Raw genomic sequence first — 22055 nt, 5'->3', positions numbered from 1 at the left:
CCTCTGGTCGAACGTGCGGTGTCCGCCGAAGACACCCCGTTTTGTCAGCTCTTGTGCAGTTTTTGACGTTCGTCGTGTGGCGCTTCGTGCGGCTCTTCGTGCGGTGCGGCGTGCGGGGCCGCATGCCGCCGGTGGTGCAGGTCCAGCGCGAGCGCCGCCGTCCAGCTGAACCCGGTCGCGCCGCACGCCTCGCCGGTGTACGGGTCGACGTACTCGGCGAACCCGCTCGCGTCGGCCGTCCGCACGACGGCCTCGGCGACGGCGTCCGCCCGCTCCCGCTCGCCGTGCTCGCGCAGCCCCCGCTCCAGCAGCCAGCCGGTGTTGAACCAGGCGGGCCCCCGCCAGTAGCGGTGCGGGTCGAAGGCCTCGCCGAGCAGGTCGTAACTGGGGACCAGGCCGGACCCGGTGCCGAAGTGCGGGCCGTCCAGCGTGCGGACGAGCGCGGCGGCGACCTCCCGGGGCAGGCCGGGCAGGAGCAGCGGGACCAGCCCGGAGACCCCGCGCTCGGGGATGAGCGAGCCACCCGCGCCGTCCCGCAGGTCCCGGCAGAGGAAGATCTCCTTCTCCGGGTCCCACAACCGGTCCACCAGCGCCGCCGTCAGCCGCTCCGCGCGCGCCTGCCGGGCCGTGCCGTTCGCGCCCAGCTCCCGCGCGATGCGGGCGAGGGCGTGCTCGGAGGCGATGAGCAGCGCGTTGAAGGCGGGATCCTCGACGGCGAAGTCCCTGGTCCGGTCGGTGTATCCGGCGTCCCGGTAGTCGGCTGCCAGCCGCACGTACCGCCCGTAGTCCAGGTCGGTCGGCCGGTCCTCGGCGGCGCCGTGGTCCAGGTCGGCGCGCCGGAAGGAGCGGGCCGGGGCGGGCGCGACCCGGGCGAGCGGGGCGTCCCAGCAGGGGCTGTTGTCCATGCCCTGTTCCCAGGGGTGCACGACGGAGGCCAGCCCGCCCCCGCCCAGGTCGCGCCGGTGCAGCAGGTAGCGGTGCCAGGCGGCGAGCCGTGGGTAGACGCCGGACAGGAAGCCCCGGGCCCGGGACAGGCCCGGGTCGGCGAGGTGCACCAGCCAGGCCGCCAGCGCGTGCACCGGTGGCTGCACGATCCCGGAGGTCTGTACGGTGCGCGGGGCGCCCGCAGCGCGCCCCGCGGTCGAGGAGCGCCAGAAGTCGGGGCTCGGGAAGTACGCGTCGAGGGGCACGGAGGGGTTGAACACGATGTGCGGGATCCGCCCGTCGCCCCACTGGGCGGCCAGCAGGGTCTCCAGCTCCGTCTGCGCGCGCAGCGGCGAGAGGTGCCTGAGGCCGATCGCGATGAACGCCGAGTCCCACGACCACTGGTGCGGATACAGGTTCCGGGAGGGCACGGTCGAGCTGCCGGTCCAGTTCTCGTCGAGCACCTGTGCGGCCCTGACGTGCGGCGACCGTCCGGCGCCGGTGGCGGCGGGCGGTGGATCGTATGCAATACCGCGATCGGGCGCATGGGTGGTGAGCTGGGCAGTGCGATCCACTCGGGACTCCCCGAAGACGTCCGGCCGGCCGGGTTTGGCAGTGGCTACCGTAGGGTTACGTCTATTTAACACGCAAAACTCAATATGTAATGCAAGCTTGAGAAACACAAGGGGGTGCGCATGACCGGACGTCCCGGCAGGACCGGCAAGGGCGGCGCACAGGCGAGTGCCGGAGATCTGCTCGCACTCGTGCGCAACGGGCGGGCCGTGACGCGCGGAGCGCTCCAGCAGGCCACCGGGCTCTCCCGGGCGACCGTCGGCCACCGCCTGGACCGCCTGTTCCGTGCGGGCTGGCTGCGCGAGGGCGCCGGCGGCCCGGTCGACTCCCCGCTGGGCGGACGCCCCTCCATCACCCTCGAGTTCGACGACGCCCACGCGGTCGTCCTCGCCGCCGACCTGGAGACCCGGCACGCCCGCGCCGCCGTGCTCACGCTGACCGGCGAGATCCTCGCCGAGCGCTCCGGCAACCCGGTCATCCAGGACGGTCCCGAGGCGGTGCTCGCCGAACTCGGCCGCTGGTTCGCCGAGCTGCTGGAGAAGACCGGCCACCGCGCGGCGGAGGTGTGCGGGATCGGTCTCGCGGTACCGGGGCCGGTCGACACGGACACCGGCCGGGTGGTCCAGCCGCCGATCATGCCGGGCTGGGACGGCTACGACATAAGAGGCCGCCTCGCCAGGGCGTTCACGGAGCACACGGGCGCGCCGCCGGTCCCGGTCCTGGTCGACAACGACGCGAACCTGATGGCGTACGGGGAGCAGCGCACCGGATACCCGGACTGCTCGGCGTTCGTCCTCGTCAAGGTCTCGACGGGGATCGGCGCCGGGGTCGTGGTGGACGGTTCGATCTACCGGGGCGTCGACGGCGGCGCCGGGGACATCGGCCACATCCGGGTGGGCGCCGACGCGCAGTGCCGGTGCGGTTCGTACGGCTGCCTCGCCGCCGTCGCCAGCGGCGGTGCCGTGGCCCGGCGGCTGGCGGCGGCCGGGGTGCCGGCGTCCTCGGGATCGGACGTGCGCGACCTGCTCGCCTCGGGCCACCCGGAGGCGGCCGCGCTGGCCCGGGAGGCCGGCCGCCTGGTCGGGGACGTGCTGGCGACGGTCGTGACCCTCCTCAACCCCGGCGTCCTGATGATCGCGGGCGACCTGGCCGGCACCCCGTTCCTCACCGGCGTCCGCGAACTGCTCTACCAGCGGGCACTGCCCCGCTCCACCGCTCATCTGGACGTCGTGACGTCGCGGCTGGGGGAGCGGGCCGGACTGGTCGGGGCTGGGGCGCTGGTCGTGGAGCACCTGTACGCACCGGAGCGGGTCGAGGAGCGGTTGCTCGCACTGGGCGTGTGACCGGCGCGTTTCCGGCGGGTTCGGGTGTCCGCCCCCGCGTCCGCATGGTGAACTCCGGCGGTCTGTGGCAGCGTGATTCTCGCCACCCTTGATAAGGGTTGCGCTCAGATGAGCGGATCATGGGCGACTGCACTTCTCCAAGGGGTGGCACTGGGTGCCACCCCTTGATCGTTCATCGATCGAAATCAGGTGTGCGGCGTGACCGCTCAAGTGAGCGGAAAGGTGCGGTGCTGAGCGATCATGTGTTCAAGAAGTGAAAACACGAGCCGGTCTCCGCTTGCCAAGCTTTGACTTTCGATCCCGTGGCGGACGACTGGTTACGGGCGCATGACACGCAAGTAGACGTACCCAGGCGCCTTCGATCTGGGTATGTTCCTGGCCGTCAGGGCAGCCACCGAGTCTTCCAGGGAGTCGAGACCCGTGTCGGAAAACAAAGAACCCCACGGTGTGAAGTTCGTTTACGACTTCACCGAGGGAAACAAGGACCTCAAGGACCTCCTGGGTGGCAAGGGCGCGAACCTCGCCGAGATGACCAACCTGGGGCTCCCCGTTCCCCCCGGCTTCACCATCACGACGGAAGCCTGCAAGGTCTACCTCGACAGCGGCGAGGAGCCGACGGCACTGCGTGACGAGGTGAGTGCGCACCTCGACGCCCTCGAAGCGCGGATGGGCAAGAAGCTCGGCCAGGCCGACAACCCGCTCCTGGTCTCTGTCCGCTCCGGCGCCAAGTTCTCGATGCCCGGCATGATGGACACGGTCCTGAACATCGGTCTCTCCGACAAGTCCGTGCAGGGCCTCGCCAAGCAGGCCGGCGACGACCGCTTCGCGTGGGACTCCTACCGCCGCCTCATCCAGATGTTCGGCAAGACGGTCCTCGGTGTCGACGGCGAGCTCTTCGAGGAGGCCCTCGACGCGGCGAAGGAGGCCAAGCAGGTCACCGTCGACACGGAGCTGGAGGCGGCCGACCTCAAGAAGCTCGTCACCAGGTTCAAGAAGATCGTCAAGGCGGAGGCCGGCCGGGACTTCCCGCAGGACCCGCGCGAGCAGATGGACCTCGCCATCCGCGCGGTCTTCGACTCCTGGAACACCGACCGCGCCAAGCTCTACCGCCGCCAGGAGCGCATCCCCGGCGACCTCGGCACGGCCGTCAACGTCTGTTCCATGGTCTTCGGCAACCTCGGCCCCGACTCCGGCACGGGCGTCGCCTTCACCCGCGACCCCGCCTCAGGCCACCAGGGCGTCTACGGCGACTACCTCCAGAACGCCCAGGGCGAGGACGTGGTCGCGGGCATCCGCAACACGGTCCCGCTGGCCGAGCTGGAGAACATCGACAAGAAGTCGTACGACCAGCTGATGCAGATCATGGAGACGCTGGAGAACCACTACAAGGACCTCTGCGACATCGAGTTCACGATCGAGCGCGGTCAGCTGTGGATGCTCCAGACCCGCGTCGGCAAGCGCACGGCGGGCGCGGCCTTCCGGATCGCGACCCAGCTGGTGGACCAGGGCCTGATCGACGAGACCGAAGCCCTCCAGCGTGTCACCGGCGCCCAGCTCGCCCAGCTGATGTTCCCCCGCTTCGACGAGCAGGCGAAGACCCAGCAGGTCGGCCGGGGCATCGCCGCCTCGCCGGGCGCGGCGGTCGGCAAGGCGGTCTTCGACTCGTACACCGCGGTGAAGTGGTCCCGCTCGGGCGAGAAGGTCATCCTGGTCCGCCGCGAGACCAACCCCGACGACCTGGACGGCATGATCGCGGCGGAGGGCATCCTCACCTCGCGGGGCGGCAAGACCTCCCACGCGGCCGTGGTCGCCCGCGGCATGGGCAAGACGTGCGTGTGCGGTGCCGAGGAGCTCGAGGTCGACACCAAGCGCCGCCGCATGACCGTCCCCGGCGGCCAGGTGGTCGAGGAGGGCGACGTCATCTCCATCGACGGTTCGTCCGGCAAGGTCTACCTGGGCGAGGTACCCGTCGTACCCTCCCCGGTCGTCGAGTACTTCGAGGGCCGGATGCACGCGGGCGCCCAGGACGCCGACGAGCTGGTCGAGGCGGTCCACCGCATCATGGCCTTCGCGGACCGCAAGCGCCGGCTGCGGGTGCGCGCCAACGCCGACAACGCCGAGGACGCCCTGCGCGCCCGCCGCTTCGGCGCCCAGGGCATCGGCCTGTGCCGCACCGAGCACATGTTCCTCGGCGACCGCCGCGAACTGGTGGAACGCCTGATCCTGGCGGACACGCAGGAGGACCGGGAGGAGGCGCTGAACGCCCTTCTCCCGCTCCAGAAGAAGGACTTCGTCGAGCTCTTCTCGGCGATGGACGGCCTCCCGGTGACGGTCCGTCTCCTCGACCCGCCGCTGCACGAGTTCCTCCCGGACATCACCGAACTCTCGGTCCGCGTGGCCCTCGCCGAGTCCCGCCAGGAACCCCACGAGAACGAGCTCCGCCTCCTCCAGGCGGTCCACCGCCTGCACGAGCAGAACCCGATGCTGGGCCTGCGCGGCGTCCGCCTCGGGCTGGTCATCCCCGGCCTGTTCACGATGCAGGTGCGCGCCATCGCCGAGGCCGCCGCGGAACGCAGGAACGCCAAGGGCGACCCGCGGGCCGAGATCATGATCCCGCTGGTCGGCACGGTCCAGGAGCTGGAGATCGTCCGCGAGGAGGCCGACCAGGTCATCGCGGAGGTCGAGGCGGCGACGGGCACCAGCCTCAAGCTCGCGATCGGCACGATGATCGAACTCCCGCGGGCCGCCCTGACGGCGGCCCAGATCGCCGAGGCGGCGGAGTTCTTCTCCTTCGGCACGAACGACCTGACCCAGACGGTCTGGGGCTTCAGCCGCGACGACGTCGAGGCCTCCTTCTTCACGGCCTACCTGGAGAAGGGCATCTTCGGCGTCTCCCCCTTCGAGACGATCGACAGGGACGGCGTCGGCTCCCTGGTGGCGGCCGCGGCGAAGGCCGGCCGCGCCACCCGCCCCGACCTGAAGCTCGGCGTCTGCGGCGAACACGGCGGCGACCCGGAGTCCGTCCACTTCTTCCACGAGGTGGGCCTGGACTACGTCTCCTGCAGCCCGTTCCGCATCCCGGTGGCGCGCCTGGAGGCGGGCCGCGCGGCGACCGAGTCGGCGGGCAGCGACCACCGCTGAGGCCCTCGCAGGCCTCCCGAGAACCCGGGTCCGCCGTCCGTCCCCGACCCTCAAGACCGATGGACGGCGGCCCCGGCACGCAAGAAGAGGGGCGGCACCCTGTGCGGGGGTGCCGCCCCTTCGTGCGTGCGGCCGGGGGAGTCTGACCATCTGTTAGCGTGCCCGGATGGAAGATCTGAGCCCCGTGGCGTGGCCGCCCGAGCCGATCGTCACCGAGCGGCTGGTGCTCCGTGAGTCCGGGTCCCGGGACCGTGCGGCGTTCGTCGAGCTGTTCGCCTCACCGGAGGTGCACACCTACCTCGGCGGGCCCCGGCGCCGGGACGAGCTCGAGCGTGAGATGCCCGAGGTGCCCGAGCGGCGGCCCGGGAGCTTCGTCGTCGAACTCGACGGGTCGATGATCGGCCAGATCCTGCTCAGGAGAGTGCCGGCGCACAGTCGCCCGGCTGCCGCGGGCAAGGCCGATCTCGGCTACCTGTTCCTGCCGCGGGCCTGGGGGTGCGGGTACGCCGCCGAGGCGTGCGCGGCGGCCCTCGGCTGGCTCGCAGGCGAGCTTCCCGGCGAGCCGGTGGTGCTCCACACCCAGACCGCCAACGTCGCCTCGATGCGCCTCGCGGCGAAGCTCGGATTCGTCGAGGTGGAGCGGTTCGAGGCCTGGGGCGCCGAGCAGTGGCTCGGCATGCGGTCCCCGGTCGCGTCAGGAGGCGTCCTTCCGCAGTGACGTCAGGGCACCTTGGGGAAAGCCTCGCGCGGACTCGGTGTCACGGGCCTGCGTGAGGAAGGTGCGGGCGGTCAGAGCAGCCCGAGGTCGTCGAGTTCCTTGTACAGGTCGGAGCGCGGGGAACCGGGGTGGGGCGGTGCGGCGCCGCCGTCGGCCGGCGTCCGGGGGGTGCCGCCGCCGGTGGCCGCCCGCGGTGCGCGGCGGTCGCGGAAGAGCCAGGCCCCGAGCAGGCCCCCGAGCAGCCCGCCGAGATGGCCGAGCCAGCTCACGCCGGGGGTGCCGGGTACGGCCACGGTGAGGAGGTAGGCGAAGGACGCGCCCATGACGATCCCGACCAGCGTGTCGATCAGGTGCCGGTCGAAGAGTCCCCGTACGACGACGTAGCCGAAGTACCCGAAGATCAGGCCGCTGGCGCCGACCGTCGCCACGTCCCCGCGCTCGAAGAACCAGACCACCAGGCCGCTGCTCAGCGCGATCAGCAGGGTGAGGCCGAGGAACCGCGCCACTCCCCGGTAGGCGGCGAGGAAGCCGAAGACGAACAGGGGGCCGGAGTTGCTCTCGATGTGCGCCCAGCTCCAGTGCAGCAGCGGCGCGACCAGGATGTCGGGCAGGGTGCCGACGTCGCCGGAGACCACCGCGTAGTCGCGGGAGAGGGCGTAGTGGTCGGAGAAGTTGGCCAGTTGCACCAGCCAGACGACCGCGAGCAGGCCGAACATCACGAAGAACGCCTTACGGGCCTCCGTGATCATCTGCTCGGGGCTCGTCGGCACCGGTGCGGGCCGGTCCTTCTTCGGCGCTTTCCCGGGTTTCTTCCCCGGGGTGTTCACCGGGCCGTTCTTCGGCGCACCCATGGCAGGCTCCCCCCTCGAACCGCTGCGCGTTCCCGCCACGGCGCACTCTACGACAGCCCGGTGACAGGCGCCGAGGACCGACTACAGGGCCGGTTCCGCCCACAGGCCGGCCGGTACGCCGCCACGGAGGGGCCGCGCGTGGCCCGGCCACCCGGGCCGGTACCGCCCCGGGGGCGGCAGTATCCTGCGTCTGCTCGCCGTTCGAGCCGGAATCCTGCGTTTCGAAGCCGTGAGAAGGGCCGGACCATGGCGTTCGCCGACTACCAGCACGAGATCTACCTCGACGGGCTGCGCGGAGTGGTGCCGCGGTTCCCGATGTCGTACGACGACCTGGAGCCGTTGGCCCTGGCCGCACTGCCCCCCGCGGTGCGCTCGTACGTCGCGGGCGGCGCCGGTGACGAGCGGACGCAGCGGGCCAATGTCAGCGCGTTCGAGCGCTGGGGGCTGGTGCCACGCATGCTGGTGGGGGCCGCGGAGCGGGACCTGTCCGTGGACCTGTTCGGGATGCGGCTGCCCTCGCCGCTGTTCATGGCCCCGGTCGGGGTGATCGGGCTCTGCGCGCAGGACGGTCACGGTGACCTCGCCGTCGCCCGCGCCGCGGCCCGTACCGGCGTGCCGATGGTCGCCTCCACGCTGACCGTCGACCCGCTGGAGCGGGTGGCCGCCGAGTTCGGGGACACCCCGGGGTTCTTCCAGCTCTACACCCCCACCGACCGCGAACTGGCCGAGAGCCTGGTGCACCGGGCCGAGAAGGCCGGGTTCAAGGGGATCGTGGTCACCCTCGACACCTGGATCACCGGCTGGCGGCCCCGTGACCTGAGCACCAGCAACTTCCCGCAGCTGCGCGGGAACTGCCTGGCCAACTACACCGGCGACCCCGTCTTCCGCGCCCGCCTCGGCAAGGACCCCGAGGACGACCCGCAGGCCGCCGTCGCGCTCTGGGCGGGGATCTTCGGCAACCCGCTCACCTGGGACGACCTGCCCTGGCTGCGCTCGATGACCGATCTGCCGCTGATCCTCAAGGGCCTCTGCCACCCCGAGGACGTCCGCCGGGCCAGGGACGCCGGCGTGGACGGCATCTACTGCTCCAACCACGGCGGCCGCCAGGCCAACGGCGGTCTGCCCGCCCTCGACGTGCTGCCGGAGGTGGTCGAGGCCGCCGACGGCCTGCCCGTCCTCTTCGACTCCGGCGTCCGCACGGGCGCCGACATCGTCAAGGCGGTCGCGCTGGGCGCCACCGCCGTGGGCGTCGGCCGTCCCTACGCGTACGGCCTCGCCAACGGCGGCGAGCCCGGCCTCGTCCACGTCCTGCGGGCGCTGCTCGCCGAGGCCGACCTGATCATGGCCGTCGACGGCTACCCGACCCTCGCCGACCTCACGCCCGGGGCGCTGCGGCGGGTCGGCTGACCGGAACCGCGGCCCCTGGCCGAAGGGCGCGGGCCTCAGACGGCGGCCGGGGTGGCGAGCAGGTCGGTGGAGAGCTGCCACAGGCGGGCCGCATGACCGGGGTCCAGGGCGTGGGCGGCCACCCCCCGGCGGATGCCGGGCCGGTGGGGGCCGGCCTCGTCGCAGTCCTCGAAGTACCGGCCGGTCACGCCCTCGACCAGCGGGGAGGCGGCGAGCAGCACCGACGTGGCGGCGCCCTGTCCGATGTCCTTCCAGGACACGTCGGTGCTGGTGGCGTCGAACGAGGCCGGGCTGTTGGAGATGTCCCCGATGTGCCGGCCGAGCCGGGTGCTGGTGATCCGGCCGGGGTTGAGGGCGTTGACGGTGATCAGGTCCGGGGCCCAGCGGCGGGCCGCCTCGACGGCGAACAGGACGTTCGCCGTCTTGGACTGGCTGTAGGCCGCCCACGGGTCGTAAGGGCGCCGCTCGAAGTTGACGTCGTCGAGGACGACGTCGCCGTTGACGTGGCCGACCGAGCTGACTACGACGACGCGCGCGCCGTGGGCCGCGGCGAGGGCGCCGTGCAGGCCGGTGGCGAGGCCGAAGTGGCCGAGGTGGTTGGTGGCGAACTGCATCTCCCAGCCCTCCCGCGTCCGCTGGAGCGGCGTGGCCATGACGCCGGCGTTGAGGACGAGGATGTGCAGCGGGCCCTGCCAGGCGTCGGTGAAGGCGCGGACGGAGCGCTGGTCGGCGAGGTCGAGGAGGGCGGCGTGTACGCTGCCCGGTCCGCTCGGCGGGGCGATCTCCTCGGCGGCCCGTACGCCTGCCGCGAGGTCGCGGACGCCGATGGTGACCTCGGCGCCGGCGGCGGCGAGGGCGCGGGCGGTCTCGCGCCCGATGCCGGAGGCTCCGCCGGTGACGACGGCGCGCCTGCCGCCGAGGCCGACGCCGGAGAGCACCTCGGCGGCGGTGCTGTGGGCTCCGAAGGGGGTGGTGAAGAGGGGGCGGGACACGAGGTTCTCCAGGCGGGCGGTGGGACGGGGCTGGTGCGGGCGCGGCCGGTGGCATGGGAGCAGGGGGCCGTCGTACCCTCATATCCGGAACTGGTTCCGGTTGGCCTTTCGACGGTAAGCGGAACTGGTTCCGGTTGCAAGTGGTGGTGACGAGGAGGGGTCTGGGTTGACCGGCACCGAGGAAGGCGCGGCGACGTCCCGCAGGCCGCTGCGCGCGGACGCGCAGCGCAACGAGGACCGGCTGCTGGAGGCCGCGGCAGCGGCGTTCGCCCGCGAGGGGGCGGGCGCCTCGGTCAAGGACATCGCCCGCCAAGCGGGCGTCGGCGTCGGCACCCTCTATCGCCGCTTCCCGTCGAAGGAACTGCTCATCGAGGCGGTCTACCGGCACGAGGTGCGGCGCCTGTGCGAGGCGGCTGACGAACTGGCGGCCGCGCTCCCGCCGGTGGCGGCGCTGCGGACGTGGATGGAGCGCTTCATCGACTTCATGGCGGCGAAGCAGGGGATGGCCGACGTCCTGCGGGTGATCCTGACCGACGAGAGCGAGAAGCTGCACACCCGGACGCTCCTGGTCGATGCGATCGCGCACCTGCTGGCCGCGGCGGAGGGTGCGTCGGTGGCGCGGCCGGGGGTGGACGCGCGTGACGTGCTGATGTCGCTCGGGGGGATCAGCCTGATGGCGGCGAACGAGGGACAGCGCGAACTGGCCGGCCGGCTCATCGACCTGCTGCTGTACGGGGTCGTGGAGGGGTGACGGCGCCCTCCCGGGGCAGGGCAGGGCCAACAAAACCGTGTTGAGGGGCCGGGCCGTCCTGCGGAAGGCTCCGCGGTCATGGAGTTCTTCTGTTATCACCGTGACCGTGCCGGCTCTGCCGCGTTGCGTACGGAACTGGTGGAGGACCACTGGTCCTACATGGACGGCTACGCGGCCGAGTTGATCGCCCGGGGCCCGACGTTCGAGGCCGGCGCCGAGGTGCCGAGCGGGAGTGTGCACGTCGTCGACCTGCCCGGCCCCGCCGCCGCCCGCGCGTTCGCCTTCGACGAGCCCAACTACCAGGCGGGCGTGTACCGGGACGTGCTGCTGCGGCGGTGGCGCAACCTGCTGGGGCGCACCATGTGGGAGTTCCCCGGCGGCCGGAGCGGCGGCAACCGGTACCTGGTGCTCGGCCTGGGCCCGTCGCACGACGGCATGCACGGCGCCCACGTCACCGACGGCACCGTCCCCGTTCCCGACGCCCTGCCGCCCGGCGCCGACCCCGGCGACCTGATCGCCTTCGGCCCGCTGCTGTCCGACGACGGCACCACCTGGATCGGCACGGCGGCGCTGGTCCGGGCCGCGGACCGGGACGCGGCGCCGGGGGTGCTGGCGCCGGTGCGGTACGCGGACGTCGAGGTGCACGACTGGGAGTTCGGCGGGCGGCGGTGACGGGAGGGCGAGCCGGGGGACGGCCGTCTCCGGCTAGACGACCAGTGCCTCCGCCAGGCTGTCCGCGAACCGGGTGATCCGGTCGAGCCGGGGGCCGGACCGCGCGATGCGGAAGCCGTGCCGGCGGCCCCAGAACGCCGCCTGGACGGCGTGCAACTGGGCCCAGCGGCGGACGCGTTCGCGGTCGAGCTCCGCGGCCTCGGCGAACACGTCCAGGAGGCGGTGCGCGGTCCGCGGGAGGTCGTCGGACCGTATGAGGTTCGCACGGGACTTCAGGAGCGTGCCGCCGTCGTACGCCGGGTCTCCCGCACAGCCCTTCGGGTCGACCGCCAGCCACGGTTCCCGGTCCGCCCGCAGGATGTTGCGTGCGTGCAGGTCGCCGTGGACGAGGGTGTCCGGCTGGGCCGGGCCCAGTTCGCGGGCGGTGGCGACGGCCGCGTCCAGGGCGCGGGGCGGCAGCGCGTGGGGCAGCTCGGCGGCGTTCGCCCGCAGCTCCGCCACCCATCCGTCGGCGCGGTCCCGCAGCCGGGGCAGGCCCGGTGGTGCCGGGACGGCGAGGCGGTGGTTCAGGCGGCCCGCGATCGTCATCACCGTCTCGTCGTCGGGCTCCAGCGCCGCCAGCGTCGACAGGTGGGCGCGCTCCAGGAGGAGGGCGAAGCGGGCGTCGTCGCGCCGGTGGAGGCGGACCGCGCCACGGCCCGCCCACACCTCGAACGCGTCCGGCTCGTGGACGTTGCCGGGGTGCGGGAAGGACACCTTGACGACGCAGGGGCGGCCCGAGGACCGCAGGCGGACCGGGACGATCACCCCCACACCGCCGTGCGTCACCGCGCCGTCGGGCACGCAGTCCCAGCGCTGGAGCAAGTCATCCACCACTGCCGGGAGTTCGCTGATCCAAGCCGCTCCGCGGTCACCCTCGCGGTCGATCGTGCCCCGCACCAGTGCCTCTGGAATGCCGATCATCCCGGCACCCTACGCGCCCGGGGGGTACGCCGTCGCGCACCCCGGGTACGCCGTTCACCGACCTGCAGACCGCCGGACCCCGTGCCGGTCCGCCGACGCCGGGGCGCTGCCCCCGCTCTACGCGGCCCGCACCTCGTACGCCGTCACCCGTACCGCCTCGTCGTCCAGGCACGCGCCGGTCTCCAGGTCGAAGCGCTGCTTGAGGAGCGGGGAGGCCACGAACGGGCGGCCCTGGTGGGTGCCGGTCAGGCCGCGGGAGAGGACCGCCGCGCCGCCGAACGGGTCGCGGTTGTCGATGGCGTAGAGACGGTCGGTGCGGTCGCGGAAGACGGCGGCCTGGCGGCCGTCCGGGAGGAGTACGGCCACGCCCCGGCCGGGCGTGAGCAGGCTCAGGTCGCAGACCGTGAACCAGCAGTCGGCCAGCTGGAGCTGGACCTTCAGGTCGGTGGTCTCGGGGGCCAGGGTCATCGCTGGGCGCTTCCTTCCAGAACGGTCGCCGTGCCGTCGGCGCGGCGCAGGCCGATCGACAGCAGGGGCAGGTCGGGCTTCATCTGGTCCCGCTCGGGCACGAAGCCGACGACCGGGTCGGGGGTGTCGGGGGCGTTGACGAACGAGACGAACCGGGCGAGCTTCTCGGGGTTGTCGATGGTGGTCGCCCACTCGTCCGCGTAGCTGGCCACGTGCGCCGCCATCAGGGACTCGAGCTCCTCGCAGATCCCCAGGGAGTCCTCGACCACCACGTCGCGGACGTGTTCCAGGCCGCCCGGGATCCGCTCCAGCCAGGTCGACGTGCGCTCCAGGCGGTCGGCCGTACGGATGTAGAACATCAGGAAACGGTCGATCAGCCGGACCAGCTGCGCGTCGGTGAGGTCCTGGGCGAGCAGGTCCGCGTGGCGCGGGGTGGCACCGCCGTTGCCGCCGACGTACAGGTTCCAGCCGTTGGCGGTGGCGATGACGCCGAAGTCCTTCGACTGGGCCTCCGCGCACTCGCGGGCGCAGCCGGAGACGGCGGACTTGAGCTTGTGCGGCGACCTGAGCCCCCGGTAGCGCAGCTCCAGGTCGATCGCCATCCGGACCGAGTCCTGGACGCCGTAGCGGCACCAGGTCGACCCCACGCAGGACTTGACGGTCCGCAGCGCCTTTCCGTACGCGTGGCCCGACTCGAAACCGGCGTCCACCAGCCGCATCCAGATCAGCGGGAGCTGTTCGACGCGCGCGCCGAACATGTCGATCCGCTGGCCGCCGGTGATCTTCGTGTAGAGGCCGAAGTCACGGGCGATCTCGCCGATCGTGATCAGGCCCTCGGGGGTGATCTCGCCGCCGGGGATGCGCGGGACGACCGAGTAGGAGCCGTTCTTCTGGAGGTTGGCGAGGAAGTGGTCGTTGCTGTCCTGGAGCGCCGCCTGTTCGCCGTCCAGCACGTAACCGCTCGCGCCGATCGTCGGGGCGAGGGAGGCGATGACCGACGCCACCGCCGGCTTGCAGACCTCGCAGCCGTCGCCGCCCCGGGCGGCCTCCCGGCCGTACCGGTCGAGCAGATCCCGGTAGGTGTTGATGCGCAGCGCCAGGACGATCTCGTACAGCTCCTCGCGGGTCTGCGCGAAGCAGCCGCACAGGCCCTTGTCGACCTCGACGCCGGACGCCTCCAGCTCGGCGGTGACCAGCTGGCCGAGCACCTTGACGCAACTGCCGCACGTCGTACCGGCCTTGGTGCACTTCTTCACCTCGGGCACGGTGGTGCAGCCGTGCTCCGTGACCGCGCCGCGGATCGTGCCCTTGCGGACGTTGTTGCAGGAGCAGATCACCGCGTCGTCGGGCAGCGCGGCCGGGCCGAGCTGGACGGACTCACCGGCGCCGGCCGGCAGCACCAGCGACTCGGGCGGGACCGGCGGCACCGAACCGGTGAAGGCCTTCAGGGTGCCGTACGCGTCCGCGTCGCCGACCAGGATGCCGCCGAGCAGGGTGCCGTCCCGGCCGATGACCAGCTTCTTGTACAGGCCGGAACGGGCGTCGGAGTACACGACGTCCAGGCAGTCCCCGGCCGTGCCGTGCGCGTCGCCGAAGGAGGCCACGTCCACGCCGAGCAGCTTCAGCTTCGTGGACAGGTCGGCGCCGGTGAAGGTCAGCTGCTCGGCCTCGTCGGCCGCGAGGGCAGCCGCGGCCGTCTCGGCCTGCTCGTAGCCCGGCGCCACCAGCCCGTAGACCCGGCCGTCCGCCGCCAGCGCGCACTCGCCGATCGCGAACACGTGCGGGTCGGAGACCGTGCGGCACTGCTCGTCCACCGTGATGCCGCCGCGCTCGCCGACCGTCAGACCGCAGTCCCGGGCGAGCTGGTCCCGCGGCCGGACACCGGCGCTGAACACCACCAGGTCGGTGGCGAGTTCGGAGCCGTCGGACAGCCTCATCCCCGTCACGGCGCCCGCGGAGTCGACCACGATCTCCTGCGTGCCGACGCCGGTGTGGACCGTCAGGCCCATCTCCTCGATGGTGCGCAGCAGGGCCGCGCCCCCGCCCTCGTCCACCTGCACCGGCATCAGCCGCGGCGCCAACTCCACGATGTGGGAGGTGAGTCCGAGCCCCTTCAGCGCCCCGGCCGCCTCCAGCCCCAGCAGCCCGCCGCCGACCACCGCGCCCACGGCCGCCCTCGACTTCGCGTACTCCTCGATCGCGAGCAGGTCCTCGATGGTGCGGTAGACGAAGCAGCCCGTGGCGTCCTTGTGGGGGACCGGGGGCACGAACGGGTAGGAGCCGGTGGCGAGTACGAGCGTGTCGTACGCGAAGGCCCTGCCGGACCTGGCCGTCACCGTCCGCGCCGTGCGGTCGATGGTCTCCGCCGGGTCGCCGACGTACAGCTCGATGCCGTGTGCGTCGATGAACTCCAGGTCGGTCAGGGAGAGTTCGTCGGGGGTCCGGCCCGAGAAGTACGAGGTGAGGGCGACGCGGTCGTAGGCGGGGCGCGGCTCCTCGCACAGCACGACCACGCGGTGCGTGGCGGTCAGGCCGCGCTCGGCGAGCGCCTCCAGGAAGCGCTGACCGACCATGCCGTGGCCGACGAGCACGATCGTGGGGGTGGCCCCGGGGGTGGCGGTCATCAGGAGCCTCCGTCGTTGGGGAGCAGGGCGGGCACCGGGCGGAGCCGAGGGCTGCCGGGCACGGCGGGTGTGGGGCCGTCGGTCGCCTCGGGGGTGTGGCGGCGGCCGGTCGGCACCTCGGCGAGCGGCACCCGGCCGCACGGGCGGTGCTCCCGCGCGCCGACGGGTGCCTCGGGCGTCCCGCCCGTCACCACCACACGCGTATTCGAGGTCATACCCAGGAGCCTGCGGCGCCGACGTTACCCGGCCGCATCACCGCTGTTTCCCAGGAGGAACGCTGCCCTCTTCGGCGGCGGGGAGAGGGTGTGAGGGGTCCGGGGAGAGGGCCGGCAGGGGCTGTGAGCCGAAGGAAACACGGGGGCGGCGGCCGGCCTGCCCCGCAGGTGGGCGGGACGGCGACGGGAGAGGGCGGGGCGGCGGCGGAACCGGTTACGCGGGGACGCGGTTGTGTACGTCGCCCTCGAAGCACGCGGCGGCCGTTTCCCACCGGTCGCCGGTCGCCGGTCGCCGGTCGTTTCCCCGGCGGTCGGCGGGTTGTCGGTCGTCGGTCAGCGGCTTCCGGTCGGGGCGGTCGCCTGTCGGCGGTCGGCGGGTTGTCGGTCGTCGGTCAGCGGCTTCCGGTCGGGGCGGTCGCCTGTCGGCGGTCGGCGGGTTGTCGGTCGTCGGTCAGCGGCTTCCGGTCGCCGGTGCGCGGGTTGCCGTGGGTCGGTCAGCGGGTTCCGGTCAGGTGGGCGAAGACGACGACGTTCCCCTGGTAACCCGTGGTGCGCGAGTAGCCGCCGCCGCAGGTGATGACCCGGAGTTCGGGGCGTTTCGCGGCGCCGTACACCTTCTCGTCGGGGAAGTCGCGGGCCTGGTAGACCTCCACCGCGTCGACGCTGAACACGGCGACGCTCCTGTCCTGCCGGTCCACCTCGATGGCCGCGCCGCGCCTGAGGGCGCCGAGGTCGTAGAAGACGGCGGGGCCCTCGGTGTTGTCGACGTGCCCGGCGACGACGGCGGTGCCGGTCTCGCCGGGGGTGGTCCCGGCCTCGTACCAGCCGGCGAGGTTCTTCTCCCCGGCGGGCGGGACGTCGAGGCTGCCCGAGGGGGTGAGGGCGAGGCCCATGAGGGGGGCGTTCACGCGGATGGCGGGGATGCGGATGCGGGTGGGCGGGGAGGGCGGCAGCGCGGGGGCTTCGAGGGCTTCCTCGCCGGGGTCGGGGCGGCCCTCGGCGGCGGACGGCTGGGGCGGCGCGGTGTGCGGTCCGATGCCGGGGCCCAGGAGCCACACGCCGGAGCCGAGGGCCATGACGGTCACGGTGGCTATCGCGGTGTCCCCGATCCTGCGCATGCGAACCCCTCTCCCTGAGGGACGGACGTGACCCCCTCCCCCTCCGGGCCGCGAGGGGCGTCGGACCCGGAGGGGGTGGGATGTGCGGTACCGGCGGACGGACAGCGGAGGGTGTCCGTCAGATCACATCGCCTCTCGCCCGGCGATGCAGGAGCCAGGTACCGCCCGCGGCGGCGACGGCCAGAGCCGCCACGCCTGCCGCGGTCTGCACGGGGTCGGGGCCAAGGGCACCACCGACCCCCGTCTTCACACTGCCGTGGGGCTGCACCTGCTGCCCCGCGGCCGGCGCCAGTGCCACCACCAGGTCCCCGGTCACCTGCCGGTTCCCCTCGGCGCACCTCGCGACGATCTCGTACGTCCCCGGTTGCGCGCTCGGCGGCACCTGGAACTGCCCGATCGCCTCGCCTTCGTGCGTGCTCGGCGCAAGGGTGAACGTGCCGGCACCGACCGAGCCGGCGTCCCCGACCGCCGTTCCCTTCTCACCGCAGGCGGCCGTGTTCACCGTGACCTGGGCGCCTGCCGACGCGGTCGACGGGTACACGTCGAGGCTGCCGGTGCCGCCACCGTACGCCGGCGCGACGGCGAGTCCGGCCGTGACCACGGCCAGCGCGGTCCCGGTCACCAGACGGGCGGTGCGTCGCATGGTGCTCCCTCGGTCGAGGTCGTCCACTCCCTTGCTCTTCCGAGGTAAAAGCCAACCGCCCGGCCCCGCTCCCTGAGGCACCGTCAGGTTTGGGTTGAACGGGTGTCACGGAGGGGGGCCGGGATGCCCGTTGCGGGCGAATCCGAGCAGGTCAAAGGGGTCGCACGGGCACCGGTATGAAGAACACACGAATGGTGGGGGCCGGGGGGAGTGAACGGGTGACCCCCTCAGGGGCGGTGCCGAATACGGGACCGAAGGCGCGTGAGCGGGACGTCCGGGCCGCAGCCGCAGCGCTACGGCGTCCCGCCCTCCGGCACCATCCGGATCGCCGCGATGTCGAACTGCAGCCGCACCGTCTCGCTCACCATCGCCCCGCCCTCGGCCAGTCGGGAGTTGTACACCAGCCCCCAGTCCATGCGGTTGATGGTGGTGGTGCCGTCGAAGCCGACGCGCTGGTAGCCGAAGGGGTCCGTGACGTTGCCGATGTAGGTGAGCTCCAGGTCCACCGGGCGCGTCGTGTTTTTGATGGTCAGGTCGCCGGTCATGACGTAGACGTCCGGTGCCTTCAGGCGTACCGCCGTGCTCTGGAAGCGCATGCGGGGGTGGGTCGCGGCGTCCAGGAAGTCGCGGCCCACCAGGTGGGCGTCCCGCTGCTCCACGCCGGTGTCGACGCTCGCCGTGGACAGGATGATCTCCGCCTGCGAGCGGGACGGGTCGCGGCCGTCGAAGTAGAGGCGGCTCTTGTACTCGGTGAAGGCCCCGCGGACCGTCGTCACCATCGCGTGCCGGACCGAGAACCCGATCCTGCTGTGTGCCGGGTCGATGATCCACTCGCCGGTGAGGGCGGCGAGGGCGGGGTCCAGGAGGACGGGGGCCGAGGTGGGGGCGGCAGCGGGGCGTGAGGGGGGTGTGGGGGTGCGCCGGGACGTGTGGGGGCGGCTGAACAAGTTCATGATTTATCTAGTTAGTCGACTCCGGGAATTGCCGCAAGTGGTCGCCCGGACAAAGGAGTTCGGGAATTCCGCATATCGTCACCGAAACTGCACACCGTCATCATGGGATCCGCTCGGGAAGTGTCCGGCATTCCCGGGTGTCACGATTCCGTGATTCCTTGAATTGCGCTATTCCCCGTTGTCTGGGGTGTATGTGACGGCCGCCCCGGTTCGTTCACGGGATGCCGGAGCACCGGGGCGGCCGTACTCATGCGCGCCGGCCGCCGCTCAGTTCACGTTCACCGCGCTCCACGCCGCCGCCACCGCGTTGTACTCCGCACTGCCGTTGCCGTACAGGTCCTTCGCCGCGTTGAGGGTCGCCGTGCGGGCGCCCGCGTAGTTCGTCGAGGACGTCATGTAGACCGTCAGGGCGCGGTACCAGATGGCGCCCAGCTTGTCCCTCCCGATTCCCGTCACCGTCGAGCCGTTGTACGTCGGGGAGTTGTAGCTCACGCCGTTGATGGTCTTCGCGCCGCTGCCCTCCGCGAGCAGGTACGCGAAGTGGTTCGCGACGCCGGAGGAGTAGTGGACGTCCAGATTGCCCACCGACGAACTCCAGTAGTCGGCAGAACTCCCGTCCTTCGACGGCTGGTCCATGTATCGCAGTGCCGTCTTGCCGAAGCCGGAGCGGACGATCTTCTCGCCGATCAGGTAGTCGCCGGGGTCGGAGGAGTTGTTGGCGTACCACTCCACCAGCGTGCCGAGGATGTCGGAGGTCGCCTCGTTCAGGCCGCCGGACTCGCCCGAGTACGTCAGCGCGGCCGTCTTCGAGGTGACGCCGTGCGTCATCTCGTGGCCCGCCACGTCGAGCGCCACCAGCGGGCCGAAGGTCGTCCCGTCACCGTCGCCGTACGTCATGCAGAAGCAGCTGTCGTCCCAGAAGGCGTTGTTGTAGCTGTTGCCGTAGTGGACGCGGTTGTACGAGCCCTTGCCGTCGCCGGCGATGCCGTTGCGGCCGTGGACGTTCTTGTAGTAGTCCCAGGTCTCGTTGGTGCCGTACTGGGCGTCGACCGCGGCCGAGGAGCGGTCCGAAGCGGCGCCCGTGCCCCAGTGGTTGTCGGCGTCCGTGAACACCGTGGACGGCGCCCGGCTGATGCAGATGCCGAAGATGCACAGGTCCGTCTTGTTCGCCGCGTCGCCCGTGTACGTGTTGCCGCGCGTCGGGTCCGTCAGGTTGTACGTCGAGCCGGACTGCGTCGTCTGCAGCGGGACCGTGCCGCTGTACAGCGACTTGCCGTCGCCGGTCGCCGTCTCGATGCTGTCCCAGGCGTCGATCTGGGCGCCGGTGCGGGCGTCCGTCAGCACCGTGCGGGCGACCGGGTTGCCGAGCGAGTCCTTGCCGACGGCGTTGGTGCGCCAGGCGAGCTTCGGGGTGCCGTGCAGGGCGTCGACGACCAGCTGCGGCTTGGCCTGCACCTGCTTCAGCGCGTCGCCGAGGTTGGCCGCCCGCAGCGCGTTGACCGCGAGGTCGGCGGCCTTCGGGGCGGAGACGTCGGGGACGATCGACGCCAGGGATATCCGGCCGCGGGTCGCGCGGTCGGCGCTGCGGTAGGCGCCGTCCGACTTGAGGTGGACGACGAAGTCGCCTCCCAGGACCGGGAGTTCGCGGTAGGTGCGGTCGTAGCGGACGTGCTGGGTGCCGTTCCCGTCCACGATCACGTCGCGGACCGAGGTGCCCTCGGCGGACGTGAGGCCGAGGGCGGTGGCGTGCTGGACGAGTGCCTGTGCCGCGTTGGAGATCGCGGTGGCCCGGGACGGTCTCGCGTCGGCGTGGGCGGCGGGGGAGAGTGCGGCGGCCAGCAGGGTCGCGGTGGTGGCGGCGACGCCGGCCGTGGCGAGACGGGAGGCTCGGGTGTTCCGTGTCCGGCTCATCGGTCTCCTCGGAGATGCGCCTCGAAGGCGTGGGGGTGGCGCTGATGACGACTGAGATTTAAGAGGGCGTGACATGTCATGTCCATAGCGCCTCCATGGAGATGTGTGTGGAGGTGGAGGGGGTGCAGAATCCTTCCTGTGACCACCCGGAACCCCCGCCGCCTCCCGTTCTTCGTCTACGGCACGCTCCGCCCGGGCGAGGTCAACCACGACGCCTACCTGCGGGGACGGACGGAGACCGAGGAACCCGGCCGCCTCGACGGCGCGGTGCTCTACGACGGACCCGGCTATCCCTACGCCGTCGAGGAGCCCGGCCCGGCGGCGGTGCGCGGCGAACTCGTCACCGCGCGGCCCGAGTCGTACGACCGACTCCTCGTGGAACTCGACGCGTTGGAGGAGTGCGTGCCCCAGGACCCGGCGAGCCTGTACGTACGCGTCGCGCGGGACGTCGTACGGCTGCGGGACGGGGCCGCGGTCCGGGCCTGGGTGTACGTCGCCGGCCCCGTCGTGGCCGGGAGACTGCGCACCGGCGGGCGGCGCATCCACGCCGGCGACTGGCTCGGCCACGGCTGACCGGGCTGCCCCCGCAGAGACCTCGGCGCCCGCCCGGTTGGCAGGGGCGACAGGGCCGTCCCGAACCGCGGGGCGCGGTACGGGCGGTGGGCGGGCGTCGAGGCGGTCTCCGCGTCGACCAGCGTGCTTGCACTGTGTTACGTCCCGTGACGGACCCGTGTTGCACGGCCGAAACGGTCAACTCCCCGCGGTGTCAAAGCCATCGTGAGAACCAGCCACCGGACCGCCGGCCATGGGCACCGGCCCCGCCCGGGCCGACGGGCTCCCGGGTCCGCCACCGTCCCCGTGGCACGGAACCCGCACAACAACTGGCTTATTAACCACCCTTGTCGGCCGAACGGTACGCCCCGACCCGTTCCTCGGCGGGGGCCGCTTCATGGTCCGCACCCGCGATCTCGGCCGCTGGAGTCCCGACGGCGGCCTCCAACCCCCCGGCCCCCCCGACCGGCCCGGTGACGGTCACGCGACGACCGACGGACCCGCGCCTCCGGGACAGCACACCTAGCGCGCCGCCGCGGCCAGGGCCTCGGCCACCCCCGGTTCCTTCTTCCCGAGGAACCGGGGGTTCGGCTCGAAGAGCGCGTCCAGGGCCGCCTTCCCGGCCGCGAAGACCTCCCGCGTGCCGCCGTAGTACCAGGTCACGTCGTGCTTGGCGTCGACCCCGACGCCGTACGACTCCACCCCCGCCGCCTCGCACAGCGCCACCGCCCGACGGATGTGGAACCCCTGGCTGATCAGTACGGCCCGGTCCACGCCGAAGATCTTCTTCGCGCGGACGCACGAGTCCCAGGTGTCGAACCCGGCGTAGTCGCTGACGATGCGGCTGCCGGGGACGCCGTGCCCGGTCAGGTAGGTGCGCATGGCGTCCGGCTCGTCGTAGTCCTTCCGGCTGTTGTCGCCGGTGACGAGGACGACCTTGACCCGGCCCTCCTCGTACAGCGTCGCCGCCGCGTTCAGGCGGTTGGCGAGGTACGGCGAGGGCTCGCCGTCCCACAGGCCGGCGCCGAAGACGACCGCGACGTCGGCGCGCGGCACGTCCGCCACCGTGCGCAGCCGGCCGGCCGTCGAGACGTACAGCCAGGTGGCGGGCAGCAGCGCCAGCACGCACGCGGCCATCACGCCCTGCACCAGGCGCCGCCGGCCGGTACGGGTCTCGGGCAGCTGCGGTCGGCGGATCCTCATACGCTCGTTCCCCCCTTGTGCTCCCCGTGGGCT

General features: G+C 72.3%; 19 protein-coding genes. 7 read left to right on the top strand and 12 right to left on the bottom strand.

The window, feature by feature from the left end:
* Window positions 1–44: 44 nt before the first annotated feature.
* Window positions 45–1499: a trehalase family glycosidase gene (locus tag JF597_RS45655; RefSeq protein WP_294010980.1), complete on the bottom strand. Its 1455-nt coding sequence runs from the start codon at window positions 1497–1499 to the stop codon at window positions 45–47.
* A gap of 120 nt (window positions 1500–1619) precedes the next feature.
* Between JF597_RS45655 and JF597_RS45650 the strand changes: the two genes are divergently transcribed.
* The 3 genes from JF597_RS45650 (at window position 1620) to JF597_RS45640 (ending at window position 6699) form a co-directional block, all read left to right on the top strand.
* On the top strand, window positions 1620–2840 hold the full coding sequence (locus JF597_RS45650; RefSeq protein WP_294010979.1) for an ROK family protein: 1221 nt from the start codon (window positions 1620–1622) through the stop codon (window positions 2838–2840).
* Window positions 2841–3260: 420 nt separating this feature from the next.
* Window positions 3261–5981 (top strand): pyruvate, phosphate dikinase, encoded by a 2721-nt coding sequence (gene ppdK / locus JF597_RS45645; RefSeq protein ID WP_294010978.1) that lies wholly within the window; start codon window positions 3261–3263, stop codon window positions 5979–5981.
* Window positions 5982–6147: 166 nt separating this feature from the next.
* Complete coding sequence (locus tag JF597_RS45640; protein ID WP_294010977.1) at window positions 6148–6699, top strand: GNAT family N-acetyltransferase; 552 nt, start codon at window positions 6148–6150, stop codon at window positions 6697–6699.
* 71 nt (window positions 6700–6770) lie between these two features.
* Here the strand turns inward: JF597_RS45640 and JF597_RS45635 are convergent, their stop codons facing one another.
* Window positions 6771–7550, bottom strand: coding sequence for a rhomboid family intramembrane serine protease (locus JF597_RS45635; protein WP_294010976.1), 780 nt, complete (start codon window positions 7548–7550; stop codon window positions 6771–6773).
* Window positions 7551–7796: 246 nt separating this feature from the next.
* Between JF597_RS45635 and JF597_RS45630 the strand changes: the two genes are divergently transcribed.
* On the top strand, window positions 7797–8957 hold the full coding sequence (locus JF597_RS45630) for an alpha-hydroxy-acid oxidizing protein (RefSeq protein WP_294010974.1): 1161 nt from the start codon (window positions 7797–7799) through the stop codon (window positions 8955–8957).
* Window positions 8958–8992: 35 nt separating this feature from the next.
* Here JF597_RS45630 and JF597_RS45625 read toward each other — a convergent pair whose 3' ends face one another.
* Complete coding sequence (locus JF597_RS45625) at window positions 8993–9949, bottom strand: SDR family NAD(P)-dependent oxidoreductase (protein ID WP_294010972.1); 957 nt, start codon at window positions 9947–9949, stop codon at window positions 8993–8995.
* A gap of 166 nt (window positions 9950–10115) precedes the next feature.
* Here JF597_RS45625 and JF597_RS45620 point away from each other — a divergent pair, with 166 nt between their 5' ends.
* Both JF597_RS45620 and JF597_RS45615 read left to right on the top strand, forming a co-directional pair.
* Window positions 10116–10700: a TetR/AcrR family transcriptional regulator gene (locus tag JF597_RS45620; protein WP_294010970.1), complete on the top strand. Its 585-nt coding sequence runs from the start codon at window positions 10116–10118 to the stop codon at window positions 10698–10700.
* Window positions 10701–10778: 78 nt separating this feature from the next.
* Window positions 10779–11372, top strand: a complete 594-nt coding sequence (locus JF597_RS45615; protein WP_294010968.1) for a YciI family protein — start codon at window positions 10779–10781, stop codon at window positions 11370–11372.
* A gap of 33 nt (window positions 11373–11405) precedes the next feature.
* Here the strand turns inward: JF597_RS45615 and JF597_RS45610 are convergent, their stop codons facing one another.
* The 8 genes from JF597_RS45610 to JF597_RS45575 form a co-directional block, all read right to left on the bottom strand.
* A complete protein-coding gene (locus JF597_RS45610; protein ID WP_294010966.1) occupies window positions 11406–12335 on the bottom strand; it encodes an aminoglycoside phosphotransferase family protein in 930 nt (309 codons plus the stop codon).
* 117 nt (window positions 12336–12452) lie between these two features.
* Window positions 12453–12803 carry a nitrite reductase small subunit NirD gene (nirD, locus tag JF597_RS45605; protein ID WP_294010964.1) on the bottom strand — a complete coding sequence of 117 codons (351 nt, stop codon included), beginning with the start codon at window positions 12801–12803 and terminating at the stop codon, window positions 12453–12455.
* Complete coding sequence (gene nirB, locus JF597_RS45600; RefSeq protein ID WP_294010962.1) at window positions 12800–15427, bottom strand: nitrite reductase large subunit NirB; 2628 nt, start codon at window positions 15425–15427, stop codon at window positions 12800–12802. The genes nirD and nirB overlap by 4 nt, the downstream gene beginning before the upstream one ends.
* The gene (locus JF597_RS45595; protein WP_294010960.1) at window positions 15427–15642 is read right to left on the bottom strand and encodes a hypothetical protein; all 216 of its coding nucleotides are present in this window, start codon (window positions 15640–15642) and stop codon (window positions 15427–15429) included. Before JF597_RS45595 ends, nirB begins: the two co-directional genes overlap by 1 nt.
* Window positions 15643–16136: 494 nt before the next feature.
* The gene (locus JF597_RS45590) at window positions 16137–16760 is read right to left on the bottom strand and encodes a class F sortase (RefSeq protein WP_294010958.1); all 624 of its coding nucleotides are present in this window, start codon (window positions 16758–16760) and stop codon (window positions 16137–16139) included.
* 118 nt (window positions 16761–16878) lie between these two features.
* Complete coding sequence (locus JF597_RS45585; RefSeq protein ID WP_294010956.1) at window positions 16879–17403, bottom strand: hypothetical protein; 525 nt, start codon at window positions 17401–17403, stop codon at window positions 16879–16881.
* Window positions 17404–17696: 293 nt separating this feature from the next.
* Window positions 17697–18356 (bottom strand): YceI family protein, encoded by a 660-nt coding sequence (locus JF597_RS45580; RefSeq protein ID WP_294010954.1) that lies wholly within the window; start codon window positions 18354–18356, stop codon window positions 17697–17699.
* A 267-nt stretch (window positions 18357–18623) separates the two neighbouring features.
* Complete coding sequence (locus tag JF597_RS45575; RefSeq protein WP_294010952.1) at window positions 18624–20267, bottom strand: M4 family metallopeptidase; 1644 nt, start codon at window positions 20265–20267, stop codon at window positions 18624–18626.
* A gap of 138 nt (window positions 20268–20405) precedes the next feature.
* Here JF597_RS45575 and JF597_RS45570 point away from each other — a divergent pair, with 138 nt between their 5' ends.
* The gene (locus JF597_RS45570; protein ID WP_294010950.1) at window positions 20406–20840 is read left to right on the top strand and encodes a gamma-glutamylcyclotransferase family protein; all 435 of its coding nucleotides are present in this window, start codon (window positions 20406–20408) and stop codon (window positions 20838–20840) included.
* Window positions 20841–21341: 501 nt separating this feature from the next.
* Here JF597_RS45570 and JF597_RS45565 read toward each other — a convergent pair.
* Window positions 21342–22022, bottom strand: a complete 681-nt coding sequence (locus tag JF597_RS45565; protein WP_294010947.1) for an ElyC/SanA/YdcF family protein — start codon at window positions 22020–22022, stop codon at window positions 21342–21344.
* Window positions 22023–22055 lie beyond the last annotated feature (33 nt).

Origin of the sequence: Streptomyces sp. (assembly GCF_019510245.1) — a bacterium.
Lineage (GTDB): Bacteria > Actinomycetota > Actinomycetes > Streptomycetales > Streptomycetaceae > Streptomyces.
The sequence above is the reverse complement of the archived record's forward strand: the minus strand, read 5'-3'. Positions and strand labels throughout refer to the sequence as shown.

Coding starts and splice junctions, on each gene's coding strand:
- JF597_RS45650 (WP_294010979.1), top strand. CDS start 1,620: ATGACCGGACGTCCCGGCAGGACCGGCAAGGGCGGCGCACAGGCGAGT.
- JF597_RS45640 (WP_294010977.1), top strand. CDS start 6,148: ATGGAAGATCTGAGCCCCGTGGCGTGGCCGCCCGAGCCGATCGTCACC.
- JF597_RS45635 (WP_294010976.1), bottom strand. CDS start 7,550: ATGGGTGCGCCGAAGAACGGCCCGGTGAACACCCCGGGGAAGAAACCC.
- JF597_RS45630 (WP_294010974.1), top strand. CDS start 7,797: ATGGCGTTCGCCGACTACCAGCACGAGATCTACCTCGACGGGCTGCGC.
- JF597_RS45615 (WP_294010968.1), top strand. CDS start 10,779: ATGGAGTTCTTCTGTTATCACCGTGACCGTGCCGGCTCTGCCGCGTTG.
- JF597_RS45610 (WP_294010966.1), bottom strand. CDS start 12,335: ATGATCGGCATTCCAGAGGCACTGGTGCGGGGCACGATCGACCGCGAG.
- nirD (WP_294010964.1), bottom strand. CDS start 12,803: ATGACCCTGGCCCCCGAGACCACCGACCTGAAGGTCCAGCTCCAGCTG.
- nirB (WP_294010962.1), bottom strand. CDS start 15,427: ATGACCGCCACCCCCGGGGCCACCCCCACGATCGTGCTCGTCGGCCAC.
- JF597_RS45595 (WP_294010960.1), bottom strand. CDS start 15,642: ATGACCTCGAATACGCGTGTGGTGGTGACGGGCGGGACGCCCGAGGCA.
- JF597_RS45590 (WP_294010958.1), bottom strand. CDS start 16,760: ATGCGCAGGATCGGGGACACCGCGATAGCCACCGTGACCGTCATGGCC.
- JF597_RS45585 (WP_294010956.1), bottom strand. CDS start 17,403: ATGCGACGCACCGCCCGTCTGGTGACCGGGACCGCGCTGGCCGTGGTC.
- JF597_RS45580 (WP_294010954.1), bottom strand. CDS start 18,356: ATGAACTTGTTCAGCCGCCCCCACACGTCCCGGCGCACCCCCACACCC.
- JF597_RS45575 (WP_294010952.1), bottom strand. CDS start 20,267: ATGAGCCGGACACGGAACACCCGAGCCTCCCGTCTCGCCACGGCCGGC.
- JF597_RS45565 (WP_294010947.1), bottom strand. CDS start 22,022: ATGAGGATCCGCCGACCGCAGCTGCCCGAGACCCGTACCGGCCGGCGG.